At 67.9% G+C, this 18,429-nt stretch carries 18 protein-coding genes and 1 pseudogene; 10 read left to right on the top strand and 9 right to left on the bottom strand.

Features of this window, described 5'->3' with window-relative positions; all coding sequences use genetic code 11:
• Nucleotides 1-139: 139 nt before the first annotated feature.
• The 4 genes and pseudogenes from AB0F10_RS35370 to AB0F10_RS35355 all read left to right on the top strand — a co-directional run bounded on the left by AB0F10_RS35370 (nucleotide 140) and on the right by AB0F10_RS35355 (nucleotide 4,099).
• Entirely contained in the window at nucleotides 140-1,693 is a 1,554-nt protein-coding gene (locus tag AB0F10_RS35370; protein WP_360635415.1) for an OmpA family protein, read from the top strand.
• A gap of 624 nt (nucleotides 1,694-2,317) precedes the next feature.
• Nucleotides 2,318-2,686, top strand: a pseudogene (locus tag AB0F10_RS35365) (DDE-type integrase/transposase/recombinase); the annotation flags it as partial.
• A 488-nt stretch (nucleotides 2,687-3,174) separates the two neighbouring features.
• The gene (locus AB0F10_RS35360; RefSeq protein ID WP_360635412.1) at nucleotides 3,175-3,309 is read left to right on the top strand and encodes a hypothetical protein; all 135 of its coding nucleotides are present in this window, start codon (nucleotides 3,175-3,177) and stop codon (nucleotides 3,307-3,309) included.
• Nucleotides 3,310-3,586: 277 nt separating this feature from the next.
• The gene (locus AB0F10_RS35355; RefSeq protein WP_360635409.1) at nucleotides 3,587-4,099 is read left to right on the top strand and encodes an RICIN domain-containing protein; all 513 of its coding nucleotides are present in this window, start codon (nucleotides 3,587-3,589) and stop codon (nucleotides 4,097-4,099) included.
• Between the two features lie 34 nt (nucleotides 4,100-4,133).
• Here AB0F10_RS35355 and AB0F10_RS35350 read toward each other — a convergent pair whose 3' ends face one another.
• The 3 genes from AB0F10_RS35350 to AB0F10_RS35340 form a co-directional block, all read right to left on the bottom strand.
• Nucleotides 4,134-5,057 carry a hypothetical protein gene (locus tag AB0F10_RS35350; protein WP_360635406.1) on the bottom strand — a complete coding sequence of 308 codons (924 nt, stop codon included), beginning with the start codon at nucleotides 5,055-5,057 and terminating at the stop codon, nucleotides 4,134-4,136.
• A gap of 507 nt (nucleotides 5,058-5,564) precedes the next feature.
• Nucleotides 5,565-5,987, bottom strand: coding sequence for a DUF3052 domain-containing protein (locus tag AB0F10_RS35345; protein WP_360635403.1), 423 nt, complete (start codon nucleotides 5,985-5,987; stop codon nucleotides 5,565-5,567).
• A gap of 1 nt (nucleotide 5,988) precedes the next feature.
• The gene (locus AB0F10_RS35340) at nucleotides 5,989-6,327 is read right to left on the bottom strand and encodes a hypothetical protein (protein WP_360635400.1); all 339 of its coding nucleotides are present in this window, start codon (nucleotides 6,325-6,327) and stop codon (nucleotides 5,989-5,991) included.
• 119 nt (nucleotides 6,328-6,446) lie between these two features.
• Between AB0F10_RS35340 and AB0F10_RS35335 the strand changes: the two genes are divergently transcribed.
• The gene (locus tag AB0F10_RS35335) at nucleotides 6,447-6,755 is read left to right on the top strand and encodes a hypothetical protein (protein WP_360635397.1); all 309 of its coding nucleotides are present in this window, start codon (nucleotides 6,447-6,449) and stop codon (nucleotides 6,753-6,755) included.
• Between the two features lie 664 nt (nucleotides 6,756-7,419).
• Here AB0F10_RS35335 and AB0F10_RS35330 read toward each other — a convergent pair.
• Together AB0F10_RS35330 and AB0F10_RS35325 are read right to left on the bottom strand one after the other, a co-directional pair.
• Nucleotides 7,420-8,565: a cellulase family glycosylhydrolase gene (locus tag AB0F10_RS35330; RefSeq protein ID WP_360635394.1), complete on the bottom strand. Its 1,146-nt coding sequence runs from the start codon at nucleotides 8,563-8,565 to the stop codon at nucleotides 7,420-7,422.
• Between the two features lie 426 nt (nucleotides 8,566-8,991).
• Nucleotides 8,992-10,155: an acetylhydrolase gene (locus tag AB0F10_RS35325; RefSeq protein WP_360635391.1), complete on the bottom strand. Its 1,164-nt coding sequence runs from the start codon at nucleotides 10,153-10,155 to the stop codon at nucleotides 8,992-8,994.
• A 174-nt stretch (nucleotides 10,156-10,329) separates the two neighbouring features.
• Between AB0F10_RS35325 and AB0F10_RS35320 the strand changes: the two genes are divergently transcribed.
• Together AB0F10_RS35320 and AB0F10_RS35315 are read left to right on the top strand one after the other, a co-directional pair.
• Nucleotides 10,330-11,523 carry a sensor histidine kinase gene (locus AB0F10_RS35320; protein WP_360635389.1) on the top strand — a complete coding sequence of 398 codons (1,194 nt, stop codon included), beginning with the start codon at nucleotides 10,330-10,332 and terminating at the stop codon, nucleotides 11,521-11,523.
• Complete coding sequence (locus AB0F10_RS35315; RefSeq protein WP_360635386.1) at nucleotides 11,520-12,173, top strand: response regulator transcription factor; 654 nt, start codon at nucleotides 11,520-11,522, stop codon at nucleotides 12,171-12,173. The genes AB0F10_RS35320 and AB0F10_RS35315 overlap by 4 nt, the downstream gene beginning before the upstream one ends.
• Here AB0F10_RS35315 and AB0F10_RS35310 read toward each other — a convergent pair.
• Nucleotides 12,106-12,897 (bottom strand): integrase core domain-containing protein, encoded by a 792-nt coding sequence (locus AB0F10_RS35310; RefSeq protein WP_360635383.1) that lies wholly within the window; start codon nucleotides 12,895-12,897, stop codon nucleotides 12,106-12,108. The two genes, AB0F10_RS35315 and AB0F10_RS35310, sit on opposite strands and share 68 nt — an antisense overlap.
• A gap of 523 nt (nucleotides 12,898-13,420) precedes the next feature.
• The gene (locus AB0F10_RS35305; RefSeq protein WP_360635380.1) at nucleotides 13,421-13,918 is read right to left on the bottom strand and encodes an NUDIX hydrolase; all 498 of its coding nucleotides are present in this window, start codon (nucleotides 13,916-13,918) and stop codon (nucleotides 13,421-13,423) included.
• Between AB0F10_RS35305 and AB0F10_RS35300 the strand changes: the two genes are divergently transcribed.
• Entirely contained in the window at nucleotides 13,812-14,186 is a 375-nt protein-coding gene (locus AB0F10_RS35300; protein ID WP_360635377.1) for a GNAT family N-acetyltransferase, read from the top strand. The two genes, AB0F10_RS35305 and AB0F10_RS35300, sit on opposite strands and share 107 nt — an antisense overlap.
• A 296-nt stretch (nucleotides 14,187-14,482) precedes the next feature.
• Here the strand turns inward: AB0F10_RS35300 and AB0F10_RS35295 are convergent, their stop codons facing one another.
• On the bottom strand, nucleotides 14,483-14,809 hold the full coding sequence (locus AB0F10_RS35295; RefSeq protein WP_360635374.1) for a hypothetical protein: 327 nt from the start codon (nucleotides 14,807-14,809) through the stop codon (nucleotides 14,483-14,485).
• A gap of 7 nt (nucleotides 14,810-14,816) precedes the next feature.
• Nucleotides 14,817-15,842, bottom strand: a complete 1,026-nt coding sequence (locus tag AB0F10_RS35290) for an SPFH domain-containing protein (RefSeq protein WP_360635371.1) — start codon at nucleotides 15,840-15,842, stop codon at nucleotides 14,817-14,819.
• Nucleotides 15,843-15,978: 136 nt separating this feature from the next.
• Here AB0F10_RS35290 and AB0F10_RS35285 point away from each other — a divergent pair, with 136 nt between their 5' ends.
• Nucleotides 15,979-17,238: a transposase family protein gene (locus tag AB0F10_RS35285; protein WP_360635368.1), complete on the top strand. Its 1,260-nt coding sequence runs from the start codon at nucleotides 15,979-15,981 to the stop codon at nucleotides 17,236-17,238.
• A 151-nt stretch (nucleotides 17,239-17,389) separates the two neighbouring features.
• Nucleotides 17,390-17,539 (top strand): hypothetical protein, encoded by a 150-nt coding sequence (locus tag AB0F10_RS35280; protein WP_360635365.1) that lies wholly within the window; start codon nucleotides 17,390-17,392, stop codon nucleotides 17,537-17,539.
• Nucleotides 17,540-18,429 lie beyond the last annotated feature (890 nt).

Raw genomic sequence — 18,429 nt, 5'->3', positions numbered from 1 at the left:
GGCGGGGTCTTTACGTTGGTATGTCCCTCTCGCTGAGCATGTTCGCGGACAGCCCGTCACCAGTTACGTACCGAACTTCTGCCTACGCGCTTAGGCTGGCCCGCAGTTGTCGGCTGTTTTGGGAGGTCAAGTGCGGCGGATGGTAGCGGCGACGACCGCGGGACTGGTGATGCTGGCCGTCGGCGGATGCACCGACGACCCGGCCACGCCGGAGAAAACCGGCGGGCGACCCGCGGCGAGCGGCGGTCCGTCGGCGGTCGGCCCGTCGGACGGCGGTCCCGTGCAGACGCGGTCCGTCGACGCTGCCGGGGACCGGCTCCGGATGAGCGTCGGACCGCTGATCCGGTCCGGGGACGCGGTCGTCCTGACGATCCAGACGACGCTCGACAGGTCCGCGAGCGGTGGCGGCGGCGCCGCCGTGGTCACCAGGCATTTCTCGACGATTCTCTCCACGTCGTTCGACGCGCCGAGGCTCGTGGACGAGGCCGGGCGCCGGGTCTACCTGGTCTCGAAGAAGCCCGCCGGCAGCGGTTGTGTCTGCACCGGCCTGACGCTGTTCAAGCCGGGCGAGACCCGCCCGCTCCAGGCCGCGTTCCGCGGGGTGCCGGCCGACGTGGATCGGCTCTCCGTGATGCTGCCCTACGCCGGCGTGTTCACCGACGTGCCCGTCGTCGCCGGAGCCGTGCCGGCGCCACCCGCCGGCCGCGACGCCTCCAACCGGGTGCAGAATCCCCTCGACCTTGCCGACGCCGCCCCGGCGGAATCGGCGGCGCTCGACGCGTACACGCAGCGGCTCGATGTCGGGCTTCGTACCCGCCGCACGCCCGAGCAGGTCGACATCAACCTGGACACCGACGTGCTGTTCCGCCTCGACAGCGCCGAGCTCACCCCAGGCGCCACGAAGACCATCGACGCGGCGGCCGGCGACCTGACGGCCGCCGGGCCCGGGCCGCTCACGGTCACCGGGCACACCGACAGCAGCGGCTCCACCGCACACAACCAGACTCTCTCGCGGCAGCGGGCACAGGCCGTCACGGATGCTCTTCGCGGCCGGCTGCCCGACGACGACTGGCCCAAGACCGTCGCGGCCAAGGGCGAGACCGAGCCGGCTGTGCCCAACAACTCGGCGGCGAACCGCGCGCTGAACCGCCGGGTCACCATCACGTTCCGCGAGAAGCGCACGGTGCCGACGACGCCGACGACGCCGGCGGCGCCGGTCGCGCCGGTCGCACTTCCCAAGACCAAGGGCGAGCAGGGTAAGGCGCCGGACGGCGTCGAGGTCGCGCTGCCCCTGAACCGCGGCACGATCCGCTTCGTGCCGGGCTCGGCGACGGTCCGGGGGCCGTTCCTGCTGGTGAATCTCACGGCCCGCAACACCGGCGACCGCAAGGCGACGATCCTCGACTTCCTCGGCCAAGGCGTCTTCACGGTCCGCGACGAGTTCGACCCGTTTGCCCCCTACGGCGCCGCCGGGGTCCGGCTGCTGCAGGGCGACACCGCGTCCTACGGGCTCGACTACGAGATCAAGGCGGGCAGCCATCGCTGCCTCTGCGACCGCCTGCTCAACCAGGCGATCCCGCCGCAGGGCGAACAGGTCCTGTCCCTGTGGTTCCCGGCCCCGCCCGCCGGCACCCGGACCATCACCATCGACGTCCCCGACCGCCTCCGCATCACCGACGTCCCGATCACCTGACCACCGGCAACGCACCCCCGCGCGCAGGACGCCACTCGGGGGTCGCCGGGACCGCAGCTGGGTGCGACCGAAGCCGCAGCCGACACGGGCACCCGGCGTCCCGGGGGCCGGGACGCCGGGAGCTGACGCAGCGCGGCCGGGAGTATGCGCGTGCCGGCGGTGTCGAGGTCGTACGGGTCGAATGGTGTCCACAGCGCCGGCCGTGAAGCGGTGCGGCTGGTTTTGTTTGCGACTTCCGGCACCGGATGTCGCTGAGGTCCTCGTCGAGCAGTCCAAGGCCGCTACCGAGCGACGCCGGAAAATCTCGGCGAGCCGGCAGCGACTCTTGCGCGGCCTGCTGCTGCGCCAGCTGGACCAGCGCGACTCGATCGTCGTGTGGCAGCTCACTTAGCACGTGGGAGACCGATTCCATCAAGGCCACCGCGCTGTCGGGGTCAACGGCCTCGTCGTCGCCGAGCTCAAGGAACATCAAACATTCGAATAAGGCACGGGTCACGGTCTCCAGCCCCGGCCCATGATAAGCCGTCCCCCCGAGCATGATCAGGCGCACTGTCATCGGCTTGAGCATGCATCCACCCGTCGTCGGCCGTCTCGGTGGACGTCAACAGAGAGTTACTGGCTGACTCGACCCGCCGCGACGCCGTAGCCGCCCGCCGGTTCTTCACCCGGGCGTTACGGATGCTCAAGGTGATCCCGGTCGAGGTGGTCACCGACGCCGCCCCTGTCTACCCCGGTGTGCTCGACGAGTTGGTTCCGGCGGCGTGGCACCACGTCGAGCAGTACGTGAACAATCCGATCGAGGCTGACCATGGTCAGCTCAAACGTCGACTGAGACCGATGCGCGGGCCTCAGAGCGATCGCACCGCTCAGGTGGTGATCACCGGCCACGCCTTCATGCAGAATCTGCGCCGAGGCCACTACGAACTCGCAGTGGACACCAGGCCCGCGCTGCGGGTCCCCGCGGCGTTCACCGAACTCGCTCAAGCCATCTGACCATCTGACCAGCCGTGCAGAGTCTGCCCGCCGATCTCGCAACGCAACAGAGCCGTCATGCCGGTACCCGCCTGCTCTCACCGATCTCGCCAATAGGGCCAGTCTGACCAGGAACTTTGTTCAAGCGTTGGGGCTGGACAAGCTGCGTCGTTCGGCGCATGACACAACCACCTGCGGGAACAGGTCCGTGAACACATCGAGGACCGCGAACGGCAACCGTCGGCCGCGCTGGTCGACTCCCAGTCACTGCGTGCAGCGGAGACCGTCGCCACGCCGGGCCGAGGCTACGACGCCCGCAAGAAAATCACTGCCGTAAACGCCACCGGGCAGCTACGACTCAGCGTACAGATCGTCGCCAAACTCTGCCGGGCAGAACACCTTCGTCGTCCTGAACCGCCGCTGGGCGTTCGAGCGGACGTTCTCCTGGATCAAACCGGTGCCGACGCACCGTCAGTGACTACGAATGGCTACCCGAGCATCACGCCGCGATGACCCAGCGGGCGATGATCATCGTCATGACCCGGTGCCTGGCCCCTGATTACGGCAGGGCGGTTATCGCCGCGCGGGACCGGTCGGCGGCGATCCGCACGGCCATCGTGCCGAGCGCGGTGCCCATCAGGTAGAGCTGTGTCTTCAGCCGGACCGGCCGCTCGCCGAGAAATCGGGAGATGGACCCCGCGGTCCAACTGTCCGGTTAGCCCGATCGAGCGGGTCCCCGAGGTATAGGTCATTCGCACTACCGACTGCCGCGGCCGTAAACGCTGGCGGCACATAAATCACGTATTCGGCCGCAGCAACCTAACAGTATGTTAACCAGACATTCCTCGCCCTCGGGAAGGATGTGATCCGAGGGCCCCTCGGATCACCGCGACATGTCCTCACCGAACCGAAGGAGGAAAGATGCGCAGACCGAGATTCACCACGTCGCGGTTCGCCGCTCTGGCGCTCGCCCCGCTGCTTGCCGTGCTGGCCGCGCCGCTACCCGCAGCAGCACAGCAGGCCGTGCCGTACTACTTCTGGATCACCTCGACCCGTAGCGTCAAGTGCCTGACCGTGGCCGATGCCAGCACCGCGGACGGCGCTCCGCTGACCCAGCAGGGCTGCGACGAGGCCGCGTACAACCAGTACTGGACCTTCATTCACGTCGAGGGCGACTATTACCTCCTGGCCGTGCGGCACAGCGCCAAATGCCTGACCATCGCAAATGCCGGCGTCGCGGACTGGACTCTCGCGGTGCAACAGCCCTGCGACCGTGACGACACCAGCCAGCAGTGGTCCTTCCCGCCCGTCGGCGGAAACAACAACCTCGCCATGGCCAGGCACAGCGCCAAATGCCTGACCGAATATGGTGTCGCCGTCGTCCAGCGAACCTGTAACGGGCGCACCAATCAGCAATGGCGGCTGGGGTTCTGACTCCGCCGTGACGCGGCCGCCGGGCCGCTCGTCCTCAGCGAAGGCCGACGACCCGGTTGTCCGCCACCGCCTCGGCCGTGGTGTAGACGACGATCGCGCCCGGCGTCGCGGCGAAGTCGAACAGGAGGGTGTGGTCGTGGACGGTGTCCGGGATCGGCCGGCCGAGGTCGATCAACAGGCTGGTCAGCGTGCTCACGCCGAAGCCGGCGGCCAGCTCGGGAGCGTGTCCCGTCTCGATGAACGCGGATTGCCATCCGTCGTCCTCGCTGTAGACACAGACCGCGCCGTCCGCGAGGGGCACACCCCGCGGGACGCAGGCCGCGACCGGCCCGGCCGGGCTCCTTGGTGGCGCCCGCAAGCGCGTCGACGACCACCGCCTTGAGCTGAGTGACGTGTACCCCAGCGCGAGCCCGTCCGCGCGCAACCGGAGGTTTCCCTTGGGCGCGTCGTTCAGCGCCCCGGTGGCGGGGTCGAGCAGCCTCCTCGACGTCTCCAGCGCCGTCCGTCGCGATCGTGGCGTGCACGTCGAACAGCCCGAGTTCGTTGATGGTAGTTCGGCCCGCCGGACCTCCCGCCCCGAACCGGCGTCCAGGGTGAGGTACCGGACAGCCCAGTGGCTTCCTGTCTCGCAGGCGACCGCCCCCAGCGCGGTGTTTCCGGTGGCGACGAGCGGGGGCGGCAGTACGCGCTCGTGGTGCACGCAGTCGGCCGAGGGCCGCCACGTCCAGTCCGGGCCGTCACCGGTCGTCGGATGGGCATGCAACGCGCCCTCGCGCGTGTCCTGCAGGACGATGGCCTGGTCGGCCAGCAGCACCCGGTCACCTGAGTAGGTGGCGGAGCTGGTGAACGTCGACCTGACCTGACCGGTTATCGCGTCGAGGACGACGACGTGATGGGTGCGCCGCTCCTCGGCGGCATCGAACGAGGTGAGGTGACCCGGTTCAACGCCCGGGAGCAATTCCGGGCTCGGCCGGCGGAAGCAGCGGCGACCGTCTGCACGACAGTGCCGTTCAGCTCCGACAGATCGGCGGCGACCGCGCCGTGCGCCTGCTCCACTGCCTGCGCCTGCAGCGTGCTCGTCAGCAGGTCATGGCCGTGCAGGCCCATCGCGAGCCAGCCGCGGAAAAGATGCCCGACGCCGTACACCGGCACCGCGATTAGCGATTCCCGCACGCACTGACATCGGCTATGTCCGGTCGCCCCGCAGCTAGGAGCGCCGGTCACCCTAAGTGACGGGTGGCGATGGCCGGGCGCGCACGGTCGGCGGCAGATCCGTGCATCCGCCGAGGACGTCTACTGCTACATCCCCTGAGCGGCTTGGCGTTCCCGTCGGGTCACGTCGCGGCGCCCGACCCGGTACGCGATCTGATCGAAACCACCGCACCGCAACCGCAAGCCCCTCCGGCTGTGCGGCCGCGGCTCTGCGAGGCGTCCGACTGGAGTACGGAGAACCGGACAGCACGTGTCACCCGGCCGATATGCGGTTTGCGCGGCGAATGACCAGCCTAAGGCCCGACCAGGTCCCGTCGATCGCGCATACCTTGTTGTCGACCAACCCGGTCGGCAGCGCGAGCTTGCGGACAACGTCGTCGGTGATGTCGGTGGGAACCTTCGACGCCCGTTTCGGCCAGGCGACCCAGAAGCCGCCTTCCTGGGCCATCCCACGCCTGGTCTCATCGAGGCGGGCCTGCAATTCGTGGCGTTCGGTCACGAACAGCACGATCACGTCGGCCGGCGCGTCGCCGGACAGGTCGTGCCGGATGACGACATCGCCGGGGAGGCCGTCGAGGGTGGCCTCGAAGCCGTCTGGCGCGTCGAGCAGTGTGACTCGGTGACCCGGTTTGATGCCGAGCTTGCGGTGCAGCGGGGTGTCCGAATAACCAGCCATGTCAGCTCCGTTGCCCCAACGCTTTCGGGTACCAGTCGGTGGTAGCCGTGTGTCCGATGACGAACCGGCAGACGAGCCGGTACACCGAGTGAAACACCTGACCGTCGTCGATGATCGTCAGCGTATCGCCGCCGCCGAAATCCGAGACGCCAGGCGGGATGATGTCGGCCAGGAATAGTTTCCGAGTCATCGACTCATCATCGTCCGCCGGCCTTGCAACGCCATCGTTGCCAGGCCGGTCCGCCGCTGCAAAGACGCCGCCCGCGAGGTGTACCGGGCGACTCACCGACGCCGTCGACTCCGCGCTCGTCGACCAGGTCGAGGCCACCTCGCGTGACACACCCGCCTGCGCGTAAGCGAGGTACGACTGCGCTGCACCGGCGGCCGTTCCGCTCCTCACGGTGCGTTACCGCCGAACACCGGCCGGCGCCGGATCGCGGCATAGAGTAACTTCGGCGCGTGACGGACGACATCACGCTAGGGCTCGACCGGGCGACCGCCGAGAACCTCTACGTGACGTTGCATGAGATCGGGAACATATCGCGGCCGGTGCACGGATCACCTCTCCGACTGCTGAACAAATCGAGCGGCTCGGAAGCCTTTTGCGGATACTCGCCGCGCGAGATGAAAATCGGCTGTACACCTGCAGCTCCCAGCCAATGGCAGGAGGACCACTTTTTGACACCACCGGAATTGGTGTGGGGAGGATCGACGGAGGGCTTCCGCCTAGGTATCGGAATTCGAAGTGTGTGGGTTCGAGTGCGGTAGCGACGACGTCGCCGATTCTCCTCGGACTGATGGTGACGTGCCACAGGGTTTCTAGCGGCCGATCAGGACGGCGAAACCTCGTTAGTCTTGCCAGCGCGGGCCGCGGAGCAGCCGGTTGACGCTGCGGTTGGCGACGGCGAGGGGTGTGACGGCCGACGCCGAGTATCAGCAGGGTCCGCTTGAGCCCGGCCTAGCGGATCACCATCGGGCCAGCAGCGAGCCGAGCAGCGCCGCCGCGCAGGGTATGCCCAGGGCGAGACCGTATTGGAGGGGCTGACGTGCAGCTCCCGCAAGAGCAGGACGGTGATCAGCGGGGTTGACGCCATGATGGCCCCGCCGAAGATCATGGCGTTGGCGAACAGCAGGGCGAGGGGGCGGTCGGCCAGGTTGTAGCGCCATCCTGCGGTGGCGTCGGTGATCCACCGCTTGGCGCCGTGGCTGTCGTCACGGCTGGGTGGTGGGGGTTCGTGGTGGCGTAGCCGGGTCCAGCCGGCGGCGGCTAGTAGGTACGAGACGGCGTCGACGGTGAGCGCGGCTAGTCGGTATGAGCAGCCCGGTCAAACCGGGCTGCTCATACCGTCTAAATCCGCTTCAAACGGTGGAAGAGGGATTGGCCGCAGTGCGGCGGGCGACCAGGGTCACCGGGCCGGATGTCAGGCCATCCTCAGTGCTGCGGGAGGTGCTCACCGACGAGCTCGTACCACTTGTCCTTACGAATCCAGTTGTTTGCATCGGTCGGGTCCACGTAGTAAATCCCGTGGGTGTCCGCCTTCGTGGTGCGAACCCGGTAGGTCCACCAGGACCAGCCGATGCCCCTGTCGTTGAGGTCGTCCAGCACTCGAGCTGCCTCGTCCCTGGCATTGTCGTCCAAGTCCTCGGTGGCACCGCTCGGGATGCCGACCTGGTTGATCCACACGGGGGCGTTGTTCGTATTTTGGAAGGCGCTGAGGTCCTGTGTCCGGTCGAGCGGCGCGCCTTCGTGGATGAAGTAGTCGCCGGTGTAGATGATGTTGTCGTCCACGCTGGTGACCACGTTGTTGAGGCGCTTGATGTTGTACAGGTCGTTCGGGCCCACGACGATCGGGGTATCCCGGTCGATCCCCCGAATCACCCCGATGAACTCTTCGTAGAAGAACCTGACGTCGTCGTCGTCCTGCGGCGTCGGGCTGCCCTTGCCGCCGGTGTTCAGGTTGGGCTCGGGCAGAATCTCCAGCGCCCCGATGTACGGCGTGTTCTGGTACCGCTTGGTGAGGAACCGCCACAGCTCCTTGAACTGGTCCCGCTTGTCCTTGTTCTTCGGATTCCAGAAGTTGTTCTCCTGGTCAGGGCCCGAACCTTGGCCGTTGTCAGAGTCCGCGAACAGGATCACCCACAGGTGCTTGTCCACGGCCTGCTTGATCGTCTCGTCGAGCAGCTTGAGGTGACAAGGTTCGATGTACCCGGTCGTGGTTGCGGTCTTGTCATAGCTGTCGACGCCTGTCTTGTAGTCACCCCACCAGCGCAACGGAATCCGCACGGAGTTGGCGCCCTGGGCGACGTTCTCGTTGGGATCCTTCGGGAACTGGGCCGTGTCCCACTCGCCCCAGTTGTACCCGCGCAGCACGATCGACTTCTTGGTGGTGGGATCGATGATCTTCGGTTCGGGTTGCGGCTTCACTTTCACTTTCAGCCGGTCGGGCTGCCCCCCGGTCGGCGGTGATGAATTGCATTCCAGGGGCTGCGCCGCCGCCTCCGCCGGCGCATACACGGTCACGGTCAGCAGACCCGCCACCACCGCTAACGCGGCTGTCATCCGCCGGGACACGCTCATGGCCCGCGATCTCGTCATCACGTGTATCCCCCCACAGTCGATTCACGTTCGTCGAACAATCACACTGCCAGATCCCGGGGCCGCACACGGTTCGGGTTTGGTATGGATAGTCACCGGGTTACGGTCCAGCGCCTTGCGGGAGCCTCGAACGAGGGAAGACATCCGCCGGTACGGCCGGCTCCGGGAGTTGTGGATCAGTGTCACCCGCACGCCGGTCCGGGCCCTGCGCACCGACGCCGCACCGCTACGGCCAGGGCTGCAGCGCCCTGACCCGCGCGCCCTGAAAGGATTATGACGCGGCGCAGCAGACGCACGCCGTCTATTGATCCGCCTCGGCCGGTTCCGCCGAACTTCACGGCGTACGCGTACGAACCGTTCGGCAACGCGGCCCCGGCGGCGAAGTGACGCCGCCGCCGGGTGTCCGGCTCACGGGAGGACGTACACCTCCGGGAAGGCCGCGCTGGGTTCGTCCAGCAGATGCCCACGGTGGCGCAGGTGTTGTTCGAAGAAGGCCAGCGGGTACGTCTGCTGGATGGCTACGCCGCGGGCCGGGTCGAGGTCGCCGATCTCGGCCGGCACGTCGAGGCCGAGCGGCGCCAGCTGCGGAACGATGGCCTCGTAGTCCGCGTACGAGACGTGCGCGGCACCGTGAACGCCAAGGTTGAGGTGCCAGCCCCGCAGGTGGGACCAGAACCGTGCCAGGTCCGGATAGTCCACCCGGTTGATCTTCGCCTGCATGAGCAGGAACGGTCGGTCCAAGCCGGCGTCGACGACTGGTCCGTGCACCGGGCCGTCCAGGCTCAGCCCCGCCCGTACCCGGGCGTCGGCGTACATGGTCGACGCCGTGGTGGCTCCGCCGGCTGACACGCCGAACATGCCGATCCGGCTCAGGTCGAACGCGCCGGTCAGTCCACGTGGCAGACCGCGGTGCTCCACGTCGGGGTTCCGTCCGGCGTTGAGGGCGGTGACAGTGCGGAGCACGAAGCGGACATCACCCAGCCGCAGCTCCGGCATCTCGACCGTGCTCGGGCCGTCCGGCAGCGGGGTCACTACCCGGCCGTCCGGGAACTCGACCACCCCGTCGTAGGTATGGTCCATCGTGACGACAAGGTACCCGTGGCTGACCAGCTGCTCCACGACGATCGTGTTGTCGGCGCGGGTAGCGTCGTTGCCGGGTGAGTACAGCACCACCGGAAGCCCGCCGCGGTGCGCGACCGGCGCCCCCTCGTGTCCGTGGGTCACCGGCAGGGTGACCTCGGCGGCGGTCAAACCGGCCTCGGCCAGGACCGCCGCGCCCGCGCCCATCGGCAACCACGGGGCCACCGGGTGCCGGTCGCGGTGGCGGGTGGGGTACCACAGGCTGATCATCAGTTCCCGGTGGGCGCCGGGCGGACCCCACGGGTCGGGTCGGGAGTGGTCCACCAGGTGCAGCGACACTGTCCCGACCGGCTGCGGGACAGTGGGAGCGGGCAGAGTCAGGCGGATCGGTGCCGTCGGCGGGGAAACCGCCGCGGAGACCGGTGCGGGGTTGGCGGCGAGCAGCGGCACGGCGCTGAGCAGCAGCCCGAGCCGGCGTACGAAGGTTCTCATCGGTTCTCCCTGACGAGGTGTGGATGCGGTCGCCCCCCAGCGTGGCGATCGGCTGCGCCGGATTCATCTGCCGCGCGGCGCAGCACGGCGGCCTGGCCGCAGCGGCGTCTCCGCCGGGCGGCCTATGCCTGGCGGCGGATGCGCGTGGTGGGCGCCGTCGCCTACCGTGGGGGCGTGCCGGCCGATCTGCGCGCGTCGGTGGCCCGGTCGTTGCCGGCCCACCGACGCCCTGCCCTGTGGCGGCTGCTGGACCGCCTGGTGGCCGTGGTCTACGGACTGCCGCTGACCGCGTACGCCCTTGTCCAGGACCGGCCGGCGGCGGCCGTCGGCATGGTGGCCGTCACTGCGGCGCTGGCTGAGCGGCGTCGATGCCCCATCGTCGTACTGGCCGTGTCGGTGGTCCTGGCCCCGTTCAGTGCACCGCTGTGGGTGGGCTGCACGAGCTGGGCGAGCGCGCTGTACCTCGTGGCGGAGCGACGGCGGCTGCGGGTGTCGCTGGCGGCGCTGGCGGTGGCGCTGCTGCCGGCGGCGGTGGTGCCGCTCGGCGGATCGCGGCTGGACGCCGCCGGGCTGTCCCTGCTCGTCCTGCTGCTCCTGGTGCCGGTCGCGGCCTGGACAGTCGGACGCGCCGTTTGGCAGAAGCGGAGGTACGCCGCGGCCGTACGCGCCCGGCACGCCGCGGCCGACGCGGCACACCGCGAGCAGGCTCGGCGGGCGGTAGCCGAGGCCGAGCGCGCCGTCGCGCAGGAGCGGTTGCGTCTTGCCCGTGAGCTGCACGACGTGATCTCGCATACCTTGAGTGTGGTGACGGTCCAGGCGAGCTTCGGGTCGCTCGTGTTCGCGGACCGGCCGGAGCTGGCGCGCGAGGCGCTCACTGTCGTGGAGACCGCCGGCCGGGAAGCGTCGGGGCAGCTGCGGCGCCTGCTCGGCGTGCTGCGCAACGATGTCGGCGCCGACCGCTTGCTGGCTCCGGGTCTCGGTGGCCTGGATCGGCTCGTCGCGGACACGGCACGCGCAGGAGTCACGGTCGGTGTGTGCGTTACCGGCGACCCGCGCGCCCTGCCGCCCGGCCTCGACCTCACCGCGTACCGGATCGTGCAGGAGGCGTTGACGAACATCGTCCGGCACGCGAACACCACCGCCGGCACCGTCATCGTCCACTACGGACCGGATGAGCTGACCATCGAGGTCACCGACCCGGGCCGGGGTACTTCCGCGGCTGAGGGTGGCGGGCACGGCCTCGTCGGCATGCGCGAGCGGGTCGCCCTGCACGATGGCCGGGTCACCGCCGCGCCGCTGCCGGGCCGCGGGTTCCGCGTGTTCGCCCGGCTGCCGCTGGGCCCCGGACGGGCGGACGTGGCGGCGTGACGATCCGCGTCGTGGTCGCCGACGACCAGCAGCTCGTGCGAGCCGGGTTGTGCGGCATCGTCGACACCGCCGCCGACCTGACCGTCGTGGGCGCGGCAGCCGACGGCGCCGAGGCCGTCGACCTCGCTCGCCGGGAACGGCCCGACGTGGTGCTCATGGACGTGTGCATGCCCCGCACCGACGGGTTGGAGGCGACCCGCCGCATCACCGAGTCGACCCCGGTGCGGGTGCTGATCCTGTCCACGTTCGATCTCGACGAGTATGTGTGGGCGGCGTTGCGTGGAGGTGCCAGCGGCTTCCTGCTCAAGGATGCCCCGCCGGCGAACCTTCTCGCGGCGATTCGGGTGGTGGCCGCCGGGGAAGCCCTGCTGGCCCCGCAGATCACCCGCCGGCTCATCGCACAGTTCTTGGCCACCCCGGCTCCGGTGGCCGAATTCGTAACGCCCGACCGGCTCGCCGCAGCCGTCACGGCGCGGGAGCGTGAGGTGCTCGCCCTGGTCGCGGAAGGGCTGTCGAACTCCGAAATTGCGCTGAGGCTACACATCAGCCCAGGAACGGCGAAGACCCACGTCGCGAACCTGCTCAATAAACTGGACGTACGCGACCGTATCCAACTGGTGATTCTGGCATTGCGGGCAGGCGTGGCCTGAACCCCCACATTTCAACGGCGCTGTGCCTGCCGAAAGTAGGTTCGCGCAGCTCAGGTGGCATGCTGGTATTCGTGGAGGATGCCACCGAGGTGGTCGCGTCGACGGATGTCGAGTCGGCTGAGCCGGTCCGGGTCGGTGATCGGTGCCGGCAGGGGGGCCAGTGGCCGGCGTTGGCGAGGCCCTGATGAGGGCGATGTTCGTTGTAGAACATCTCGTACTCGCGCAACGCGTGCAGTAGATGCCGCTGGTTGAGGATCGAGGTCCGGTCGAGGAGTTCGCGGCGGCAGGTCCGCACCCAGCGTTCCATGATCGCGTTCATCCGCGGCATTCGGACGCCGGTGCGCACCACGGTGATGCCGGCGTCGGCGAGGATGGTGTCGAACAAGGCCGGGTACTTGCCGTCGCGGTCGCGGATCAGGTACTTCACCTGGCAGCCGGTGTCTTCGACGTCCATGACCAGATTGCGGGCGGCCTGGCCTACCCAGGATGCGGTGGGGTGCGCGGTCGCGCCGAGGATCCGGATCCGACGCGTGGCGTGTTCGATGGTCGCGAGGATGTACAGACGGGTGCCGGTCAGGGTGATCGTGTCGAGGAAGTCGACGGCGAGCAGCGCCTCGGCCTGCGAGTGCAGGAACTGGGTCCAGGTCGTGGTCACGCGGTCCGGGGCCGGATCGATGCCCGCGGTGTGCAGGATCTCCCAGACCGTCGACGCGGCGACCTTCACGCCGAGAACGAGAAGCTCTGGGCCTGCGCGTTGCAGGTGGGATCAGCGCGCCGATCGTCTGTCCGGTGCGGCCGGCACTCGATATCGCCGACGGGCCCACGAGGCCTATGGTGACGTGTTGAGAGGACTCTGACTCGGAAACGGCAAGGTCAGACCGATCGGCGCCACCCGCCGCCGACTCCGGAAATGGAAACGGTGGAAACTCACCGTTATAGTGAGAATCCACCGCATTTGGTGTCCGAGGATCAACACAAGGTATAGGCACACGGTGATTGCAACCAGGGAACTGGTCTGCGGACCGTGATGTTGTCGACCGGACGGTTCCGCGCGGCGATCGAGGACGGCGATGCCAAGATCGAGCGGTATTCTGGCCGCGCTGCGGTGATCCGGCACTGATTGCTGGCTAGTGTCGTTCGCCGCCATGGCGTTGCGTTGGCTGATCAGATGATCGGGCGGGGTTATCGGTGAGTTGGTAGCCCATTACCGTCGTCCTCCACGATTTGCGGTTGTCGGTTCCCGACCGCTATGGGCTGATCCCCTGCGCAGGGCGGCCGTCCTCGAGATAGCGCACCCGTTTTGTCTTCCAGGCGGCGCGTACCCGACGTCGGACCGGTCCGCTGAGCAGAGGCAGCGCCGTGTCGATCGGCAGGATCCGGCTTTCGGCGATCTCGACTGGCTGGATGACCAGCGTGTCCAAGACGGCGTCGTCGAACACGCCGCAGTCGAAGAGGAAGCGCATACCACCCGGACGGCCAGGCCGTGGGTGCAGGAAGTCCACGCACACAAGTCGCCCCGTGGTGACGTCGAGGCCGGACTCCTCTCTGGTTTCGCGGCGACACGCGTCCCAGGGTGACTCGCCGATCTCGACAATCCCGCCCGGGATCGTCCAACCGCCCTTGTACGTCGGCTTCAGGATGAGTAATCGGCCGTTGCGGCCACGTACCAGAGCTCCGGCAGAGGCCGGGATGGTCGGGAGTGCGAACACCAGCTCGGGTAACTCGCCGGCGTTGACGTCGCTCATGGAGATCATGCTAGATCTCGCTCGACCGATCGGCCATCCGCCGGGCTTGAGCATCGTCCCTCGCGACTGCCCCGCAACCGTTGCCTACAGTGTCTTCCCTGCCCACCACGGCCGCGGAATCGCACCTTGGGCGGTGCTGCTTGTCGCCGACTGGGCGTTGCGTGACCTTGGGGTGGCACAGCTCATCTTGGAGGCGGACGAGGCGAACGCGGCCTCGATAAGGGGTCGCCGAGAAGTGTGGATTCCATGCGACTCGCACCAGGCCTGAGACGGGCTCGGATGGCATCGCGCGTACGACTGTGGTGTTCTCACGGTTCCCTGAATGATTCCGCAGTTCGCTGCGGAGGTGGAGAACCCCAACGGGGGAGAGACCGGCCACAACGGTTGGCACAGGAAGTCGGCTGAGGGCACGGGCGGGGTGATCGATGAAGACTCGGTCACCGGCAACTCGCCCGACTCAAGGGGCGCGGGAGAGCGCTCTGCAGATTGTTTGGAGAGCGCTCTGCAGATTGTTGGCCGTGGTCGGCGTTAGCGCTGCGCGATTCCTGACTGCGCGGCGAACGGTCAGCCGCTGATCTCCGGGCGGTCGGCGTTGAGGTGGAACGCCCGCCGCTCCGCCTCCTCGCGTGCCGTGAGGAACCGCTGTTCCCACTCCGCGTCGCCGTCGGGGAAACGGTCGACCACGTGCTCCTCGATCACCTGCCCGTCCGGTTGGGTCAGTGCCACGGTTACCACCGTCTCGCCCCGATGGGCGTAGTGGCGCATGCGCCACCGGGCCGCCGCCGACAGCCGGGTCTCCCGCCGCCGCGCGGCCGCGCCGGCCGCGGCGGCGACGAGCGCCACCAGCAGGATCACCGCGAGCACGCCGACCAGCAGGGCGACGACACGCATCAGGACCTCACTTCAGCGGTACGGCCGACGCGCTGCCCGGGGCGTACGTGGTCAGACCGGGCGGGAACGCCTTGATGATGTCAATCTGAGCACAGGCCGGGCAGGCGTTGTAGCCCTCCTGGCGCTTCTTGTTTGCGTCGGCGTCGGCCTGCGCCTGAGCCACCCGCGCCTGTGCCTCGCTGACCGCCGCATACGCCGCCTGTGCCTTGTTGACCGCGTCCTGCACGTTCTTCGGGAGCGTGATCCGGGCCAGGTTGAAGCGGATGCCCTCGAAGAAGTCGCCGCCGAGCATGTCGTCGAGATCTTTTGGCAGGCTCTCGTTGACCGCGTCCTGCATCTTGGCGATGTTGGTGTTGTTCTGCGCGCCGGCCGGGTTGACCGGCGTGGGCCGGGTCGTTCCCGGGGCCTTGTTCTGCACCAGCGCGCAGCTGGACACGAGCTCGGCGCAACGGAAATTGTTGACCTGGATGCGCAGGTCGTTCTCGATCACCGGGCGGACGATCGAGTCGAGGAACGTGCTCCAGCCGGCCTCGTCGTCGTAGGCGTGGCGCAGCTCGCCGTCGATGCCGCGGAACTGGCGGGTGCCGAACTTCTCGTCGAAGCCCTTGATGCTGGCCTCGTCGAGCTTCAGCGTGAAGTAGATGGTGCCCTCGATGCCCATGTCGACGCCGTCGCTCGACGGCGTGGTGACCACGTCGACGCCGCTGGTGTCGCCGCGGGAGGTGTCCGCGGTGATCGTGTAGAAGCGTTGCTGCGCCGGGTACTTGTGGGTGACCGACGCGATGCCCGTCCAGGTCAGGCCCGATCCAGGCGTGATGACCTGGCGGATTCGGTTGTTGTCGAAGGCGCCGCCGTTGCGCACCACGCCGACCTGGCCGCCCGTGGTCTTGTCGAAGCCGGAGAAGAGCGCGATCGCCGTGCCCAGCAGGACCAGCGCGACCACGAACAAACCGCCGATCCACAGCCCGACGTGGCCGGCCGAGAAGCCGGTCAACGCGCCGGACTGGTTCATCCGCCTGTTGAGTCTCTGCATGCACCCATCTGAGCATCCGCGGTCAAAGATCGCTGCCCCGTGGGTCAGGCCGCGCTCTGTAACGACCTGGTGCACAGTAGATCGGGTCGGCGTGGTGGCTTGACCGAGACATAGACGGCGCGCAGATGTCTTGATTGTGTCGATCAAAGCCATCCGCGCGGCCTTCGCCCATTGTGCCTTCACCGGACTCAGCCGCAACCACCTGGGCCTACTCCTGACCGAACTCCAACCCGCCTGGACGACGGCCCGAGAGAACCGGCTGCACGCCCGCCGCACCCGAGCCCGCATCCGCAAGGCAGGAGCCGGCCGCCGACCCCGCCTGACCTTCACCGACCGAGTCGTGATCACCCTGGTCCACCTACGTCTCGCGATCCCGCACGCCGCTCTCGCGGTCGCGTACCAGGTCGACCGGGCCACCGTCACCCGCGCCGTCACCCAGATCCGTCCACTACTGGCCCGACGCGAGTTCGCCACCCCGGCCGGAGTACGGCTGCACACCCTGGCCGACGCGTTCGCCTACGCTGCCACCGAAGGTGTCACCCTGCGCCTGGACGCCACCGAGATCCGCGTACGCCGCCCCCGACAAGGACGCCCAGGCCGCAAAGCGTTCGTCTCCGGCAAGCTCAAACAGAACACCATCAAGACCACCGTCGCCGCCGACCACCACGGGGCGACCCTGTGGTGCGGCGCGACCCGCCCCGGGCGCATGCACGACGTCACCGCCGCCCGGATCGAAGGCATCGACGCCCTGCTCGACGCCTACCCGCAGGTCGAACTGCTGGTCGACGCCGGCTACCAAGGACTCGCCCGAGACCACCACGAGCAGGTCTCCGCGCCGCCGTTGAAACTCCGACCCGGGACACCACCCGAGCGGCAGGCCGCGTGGGAACACGACCGCAAACACCAGTCCTCGCAACGGATCACGGTCGAGCACACCATCGCAGAGCTGAAATGGTGGCGCGTCCTACAACGCTTCACCGGCCGACGCGAACTGCTCCCCGAGACCATCAACGCCATCGCCGGCCTCGTCTCCGACAAATCCGCTGGCCCTGGCAGCCCTCGCCGCCCTCGCGATCTGCGCCGCCGACGCCCGATCGGCAGACCGCCACGACCAGCCCGACATGATCGAGCTGACCGTCAACGAGGTCCGCCGTCTGATCAACGTCCTACTGATCCGGCCGACCCGCAGCATCACCTACCGTCTGCGCTGGTCAAACTGACGACGACGACACCAAGCACGAGCCAGACGAGCCCACTACGCCCGCCGACTCACCCTCGAACTCCAACCATGATCACGAATGGCGGCTGCCGTACTAGTCCCCAATCCCTCTGTCGTGGAGCCCGTTTCCGGGCTGAAAATGGTGGTGGTTGCCCGTCGACGCCGTTCGCTCCTTGATCCGTGTGAGGTCGTGGCCTAGTCGGGCGCTGGGAGCCGGGTGATGGGCCCTTCCTTGTCGCTTCGAGCACGTGGATTAGCTTCGCTTCTGCCCTGCCGGCTCCTGCGGGCGACCGTCCCGGCATCCCCGGACCGGGCAGGAGAAGCGTCAGTGCTGAAGGACACCGAGGACCAGGAAGAGATCATCGCGCGGGTCGCCGCGCTCGACATCGGCAAGGCGAACTCGTCGCTTGTGTCCGCGTTCCCAGTGACACCGCGCCGGGTAGACGGATGCAGGAAGTCAGTACCCACACCACGATGACCCGCTCACTGCTCGCCCTGGCCGATCATTTCCCCTGCCTGGGCGTGACCCGGGTCGTCATGGAAGCTACGTCGGATTATTGGAAACCGCCGTTCTTCCAAACTGATTACGCGAGTTCGATTCTCGTCGCCCGCTCCAGAGTTTGCCTGCTCACAGACTGCTTGATCTTGTTAAGCTGTCCACTTCGGATGATCTATTGCTAGGGATCTTGTAGGGAAATCGGGCTCAAGGGTCTGTCTCGTAGTGCTCGATGTGTCGACTCGAGCAGGCACGAAGCGGTCTAAAGCTGATATCTTGGACGACGCCACCCGCAATTGGTGCTCACCCGGCTGCCCATGCGGCCGAGGCTGTCGACTCAGCGACGATCATCAGACCGAAAATCTGAAGCCCACTCTTTAACACGCTCCATCCGAGCTGGCAGCGCGCAGCCGTATGCCCTGTGAGCGCGAGGCCGCTGGCCCGAGTTCATTCCTGCCGTGGGCTCGCATCACGAGAATGGTCGGGGTCGAGCAGCAGGCACGCACGAGGCGGTGAGCGCGTAACCAGCCACAGTCAGCCTCAGTCGCGGACGACCAGCCGCGTTGGCGGCTCGCCGTCCAAATGTGTCCGGGTTGTTAGCTGAGTCGGCGGTAGCCGGCGATCGGACCGACGGCGTCGAGGCCGGCCATGCGGACGTGGTCGCCGGTATGGGGTGCGTGCACGACGGTGTTGTCTAGGAAACTGGGGTAGCGATCCGCAGCCAGACCCAACGCCCGCCTGGTCCAAGGTCGTGCGTCCGGCAGGGCGCTCCACCTGGACTAAGCGCGTAGGCAGAAGTTCGGTACGTAACTGGTGACGGGCTGTCCGCGAACATGCTCAGCGAGAGGGACATACCAACGTAAAGACCCCGC

Origin of the sequence: Actinoplanes sp. NPDC026623 (assembly GCF_040638275.1) — a bacterium.
Lineage (GTDB): Bacteria > Actinomycetota > Actinomycetes > Mycobacteriales > Micromonosporaceae > Actinoplanes.
The sequence above is the reverse complement of the archived record's forward strand: the minus strand, read 5'-3'. Positions and strand labels throughout refer to the sequence as shown.

What these genes read in the sequence shown, in the direction of transcription:
- AB0F10_RS35370 (WP_360635415.1), top strand. Translation starts at nt 140, where the DNA reads ATGGTAGCGGCGACGACCGCGGGACTGGTGATGCTGGCCGTCGGCGGA.
- AB0F10_RS35360 (WP_360635412.1), top strand. Translation starts at nt 3,175, where the DNA reads ATGACCCAGCGGGCGATGATCATCGTCATGACCCGGTGCCTGGCCCCT.
- AB0F10_RS35355 (WP_360635409.1), top strand. Translation starts at nt 3,587, where the DNA reads ATGCGCAGACCGAGATTCACCACGTCGCGGTTCGCCGCTCTGGCGCTC.
- AB0F10_RS35345 (WP_360635403.1), bottom strand. Translation starts at nt 5,987, where the DNA reads ATGGCTGGTTATTCGGACACCCCGCTGCACCGCAAGCTCGGCATCAAA.
- AB0F10_RS35330 (WP_360635394.1), bottom strand. Translation starts at nt 8,565, where the DNA reads ATGAGCGTGTCCCGGCGGATGACAGCCGCGTTAGCGGTGGTGGCGGGT.
- AB0F10_RS35325 (WP_360635391.1), bottom strand. Translation starts at nt 10,155, where the DNA reads ATGAGAACCTTCGTACGCCGGCTCGGGCTGCTGCTCAGCGCCGTGCCG.
- AB0F10_RS35300 (WP_360635377.1), top strand. Translation starts at nt 13,812, where the DNA reads ATGAGTAATCGGCCGTTGCGGCCACGTACCAGAGCTCCGGCAGAGGCC.
- AB0F10_RS35305 (WP_360635380.1), bottom strand. Translation starts at nt 13,918, where the DNA reads ATGAGCGACGTCAACGCCGGCGAGTTACCCGAGCTGGTGTTCGCACTC.
- AB0F10_RS35295 (WP_360635374.1), bottom strand. Translation starts at nt 14,809, where the DNA reads ATGCGTGTCGTCGCCCTGCTGGTCGGCGTGCTCGCGGTGATCCTGCTG.
- AB0F10_RS35290 (WP_360635371.1), bottom strand. Translation starts at nt 15,842, where the DNA reads ATGCAGAGACTCAACAGGCGGATGAACCAGTCCGGCGCGTTGACCGGC.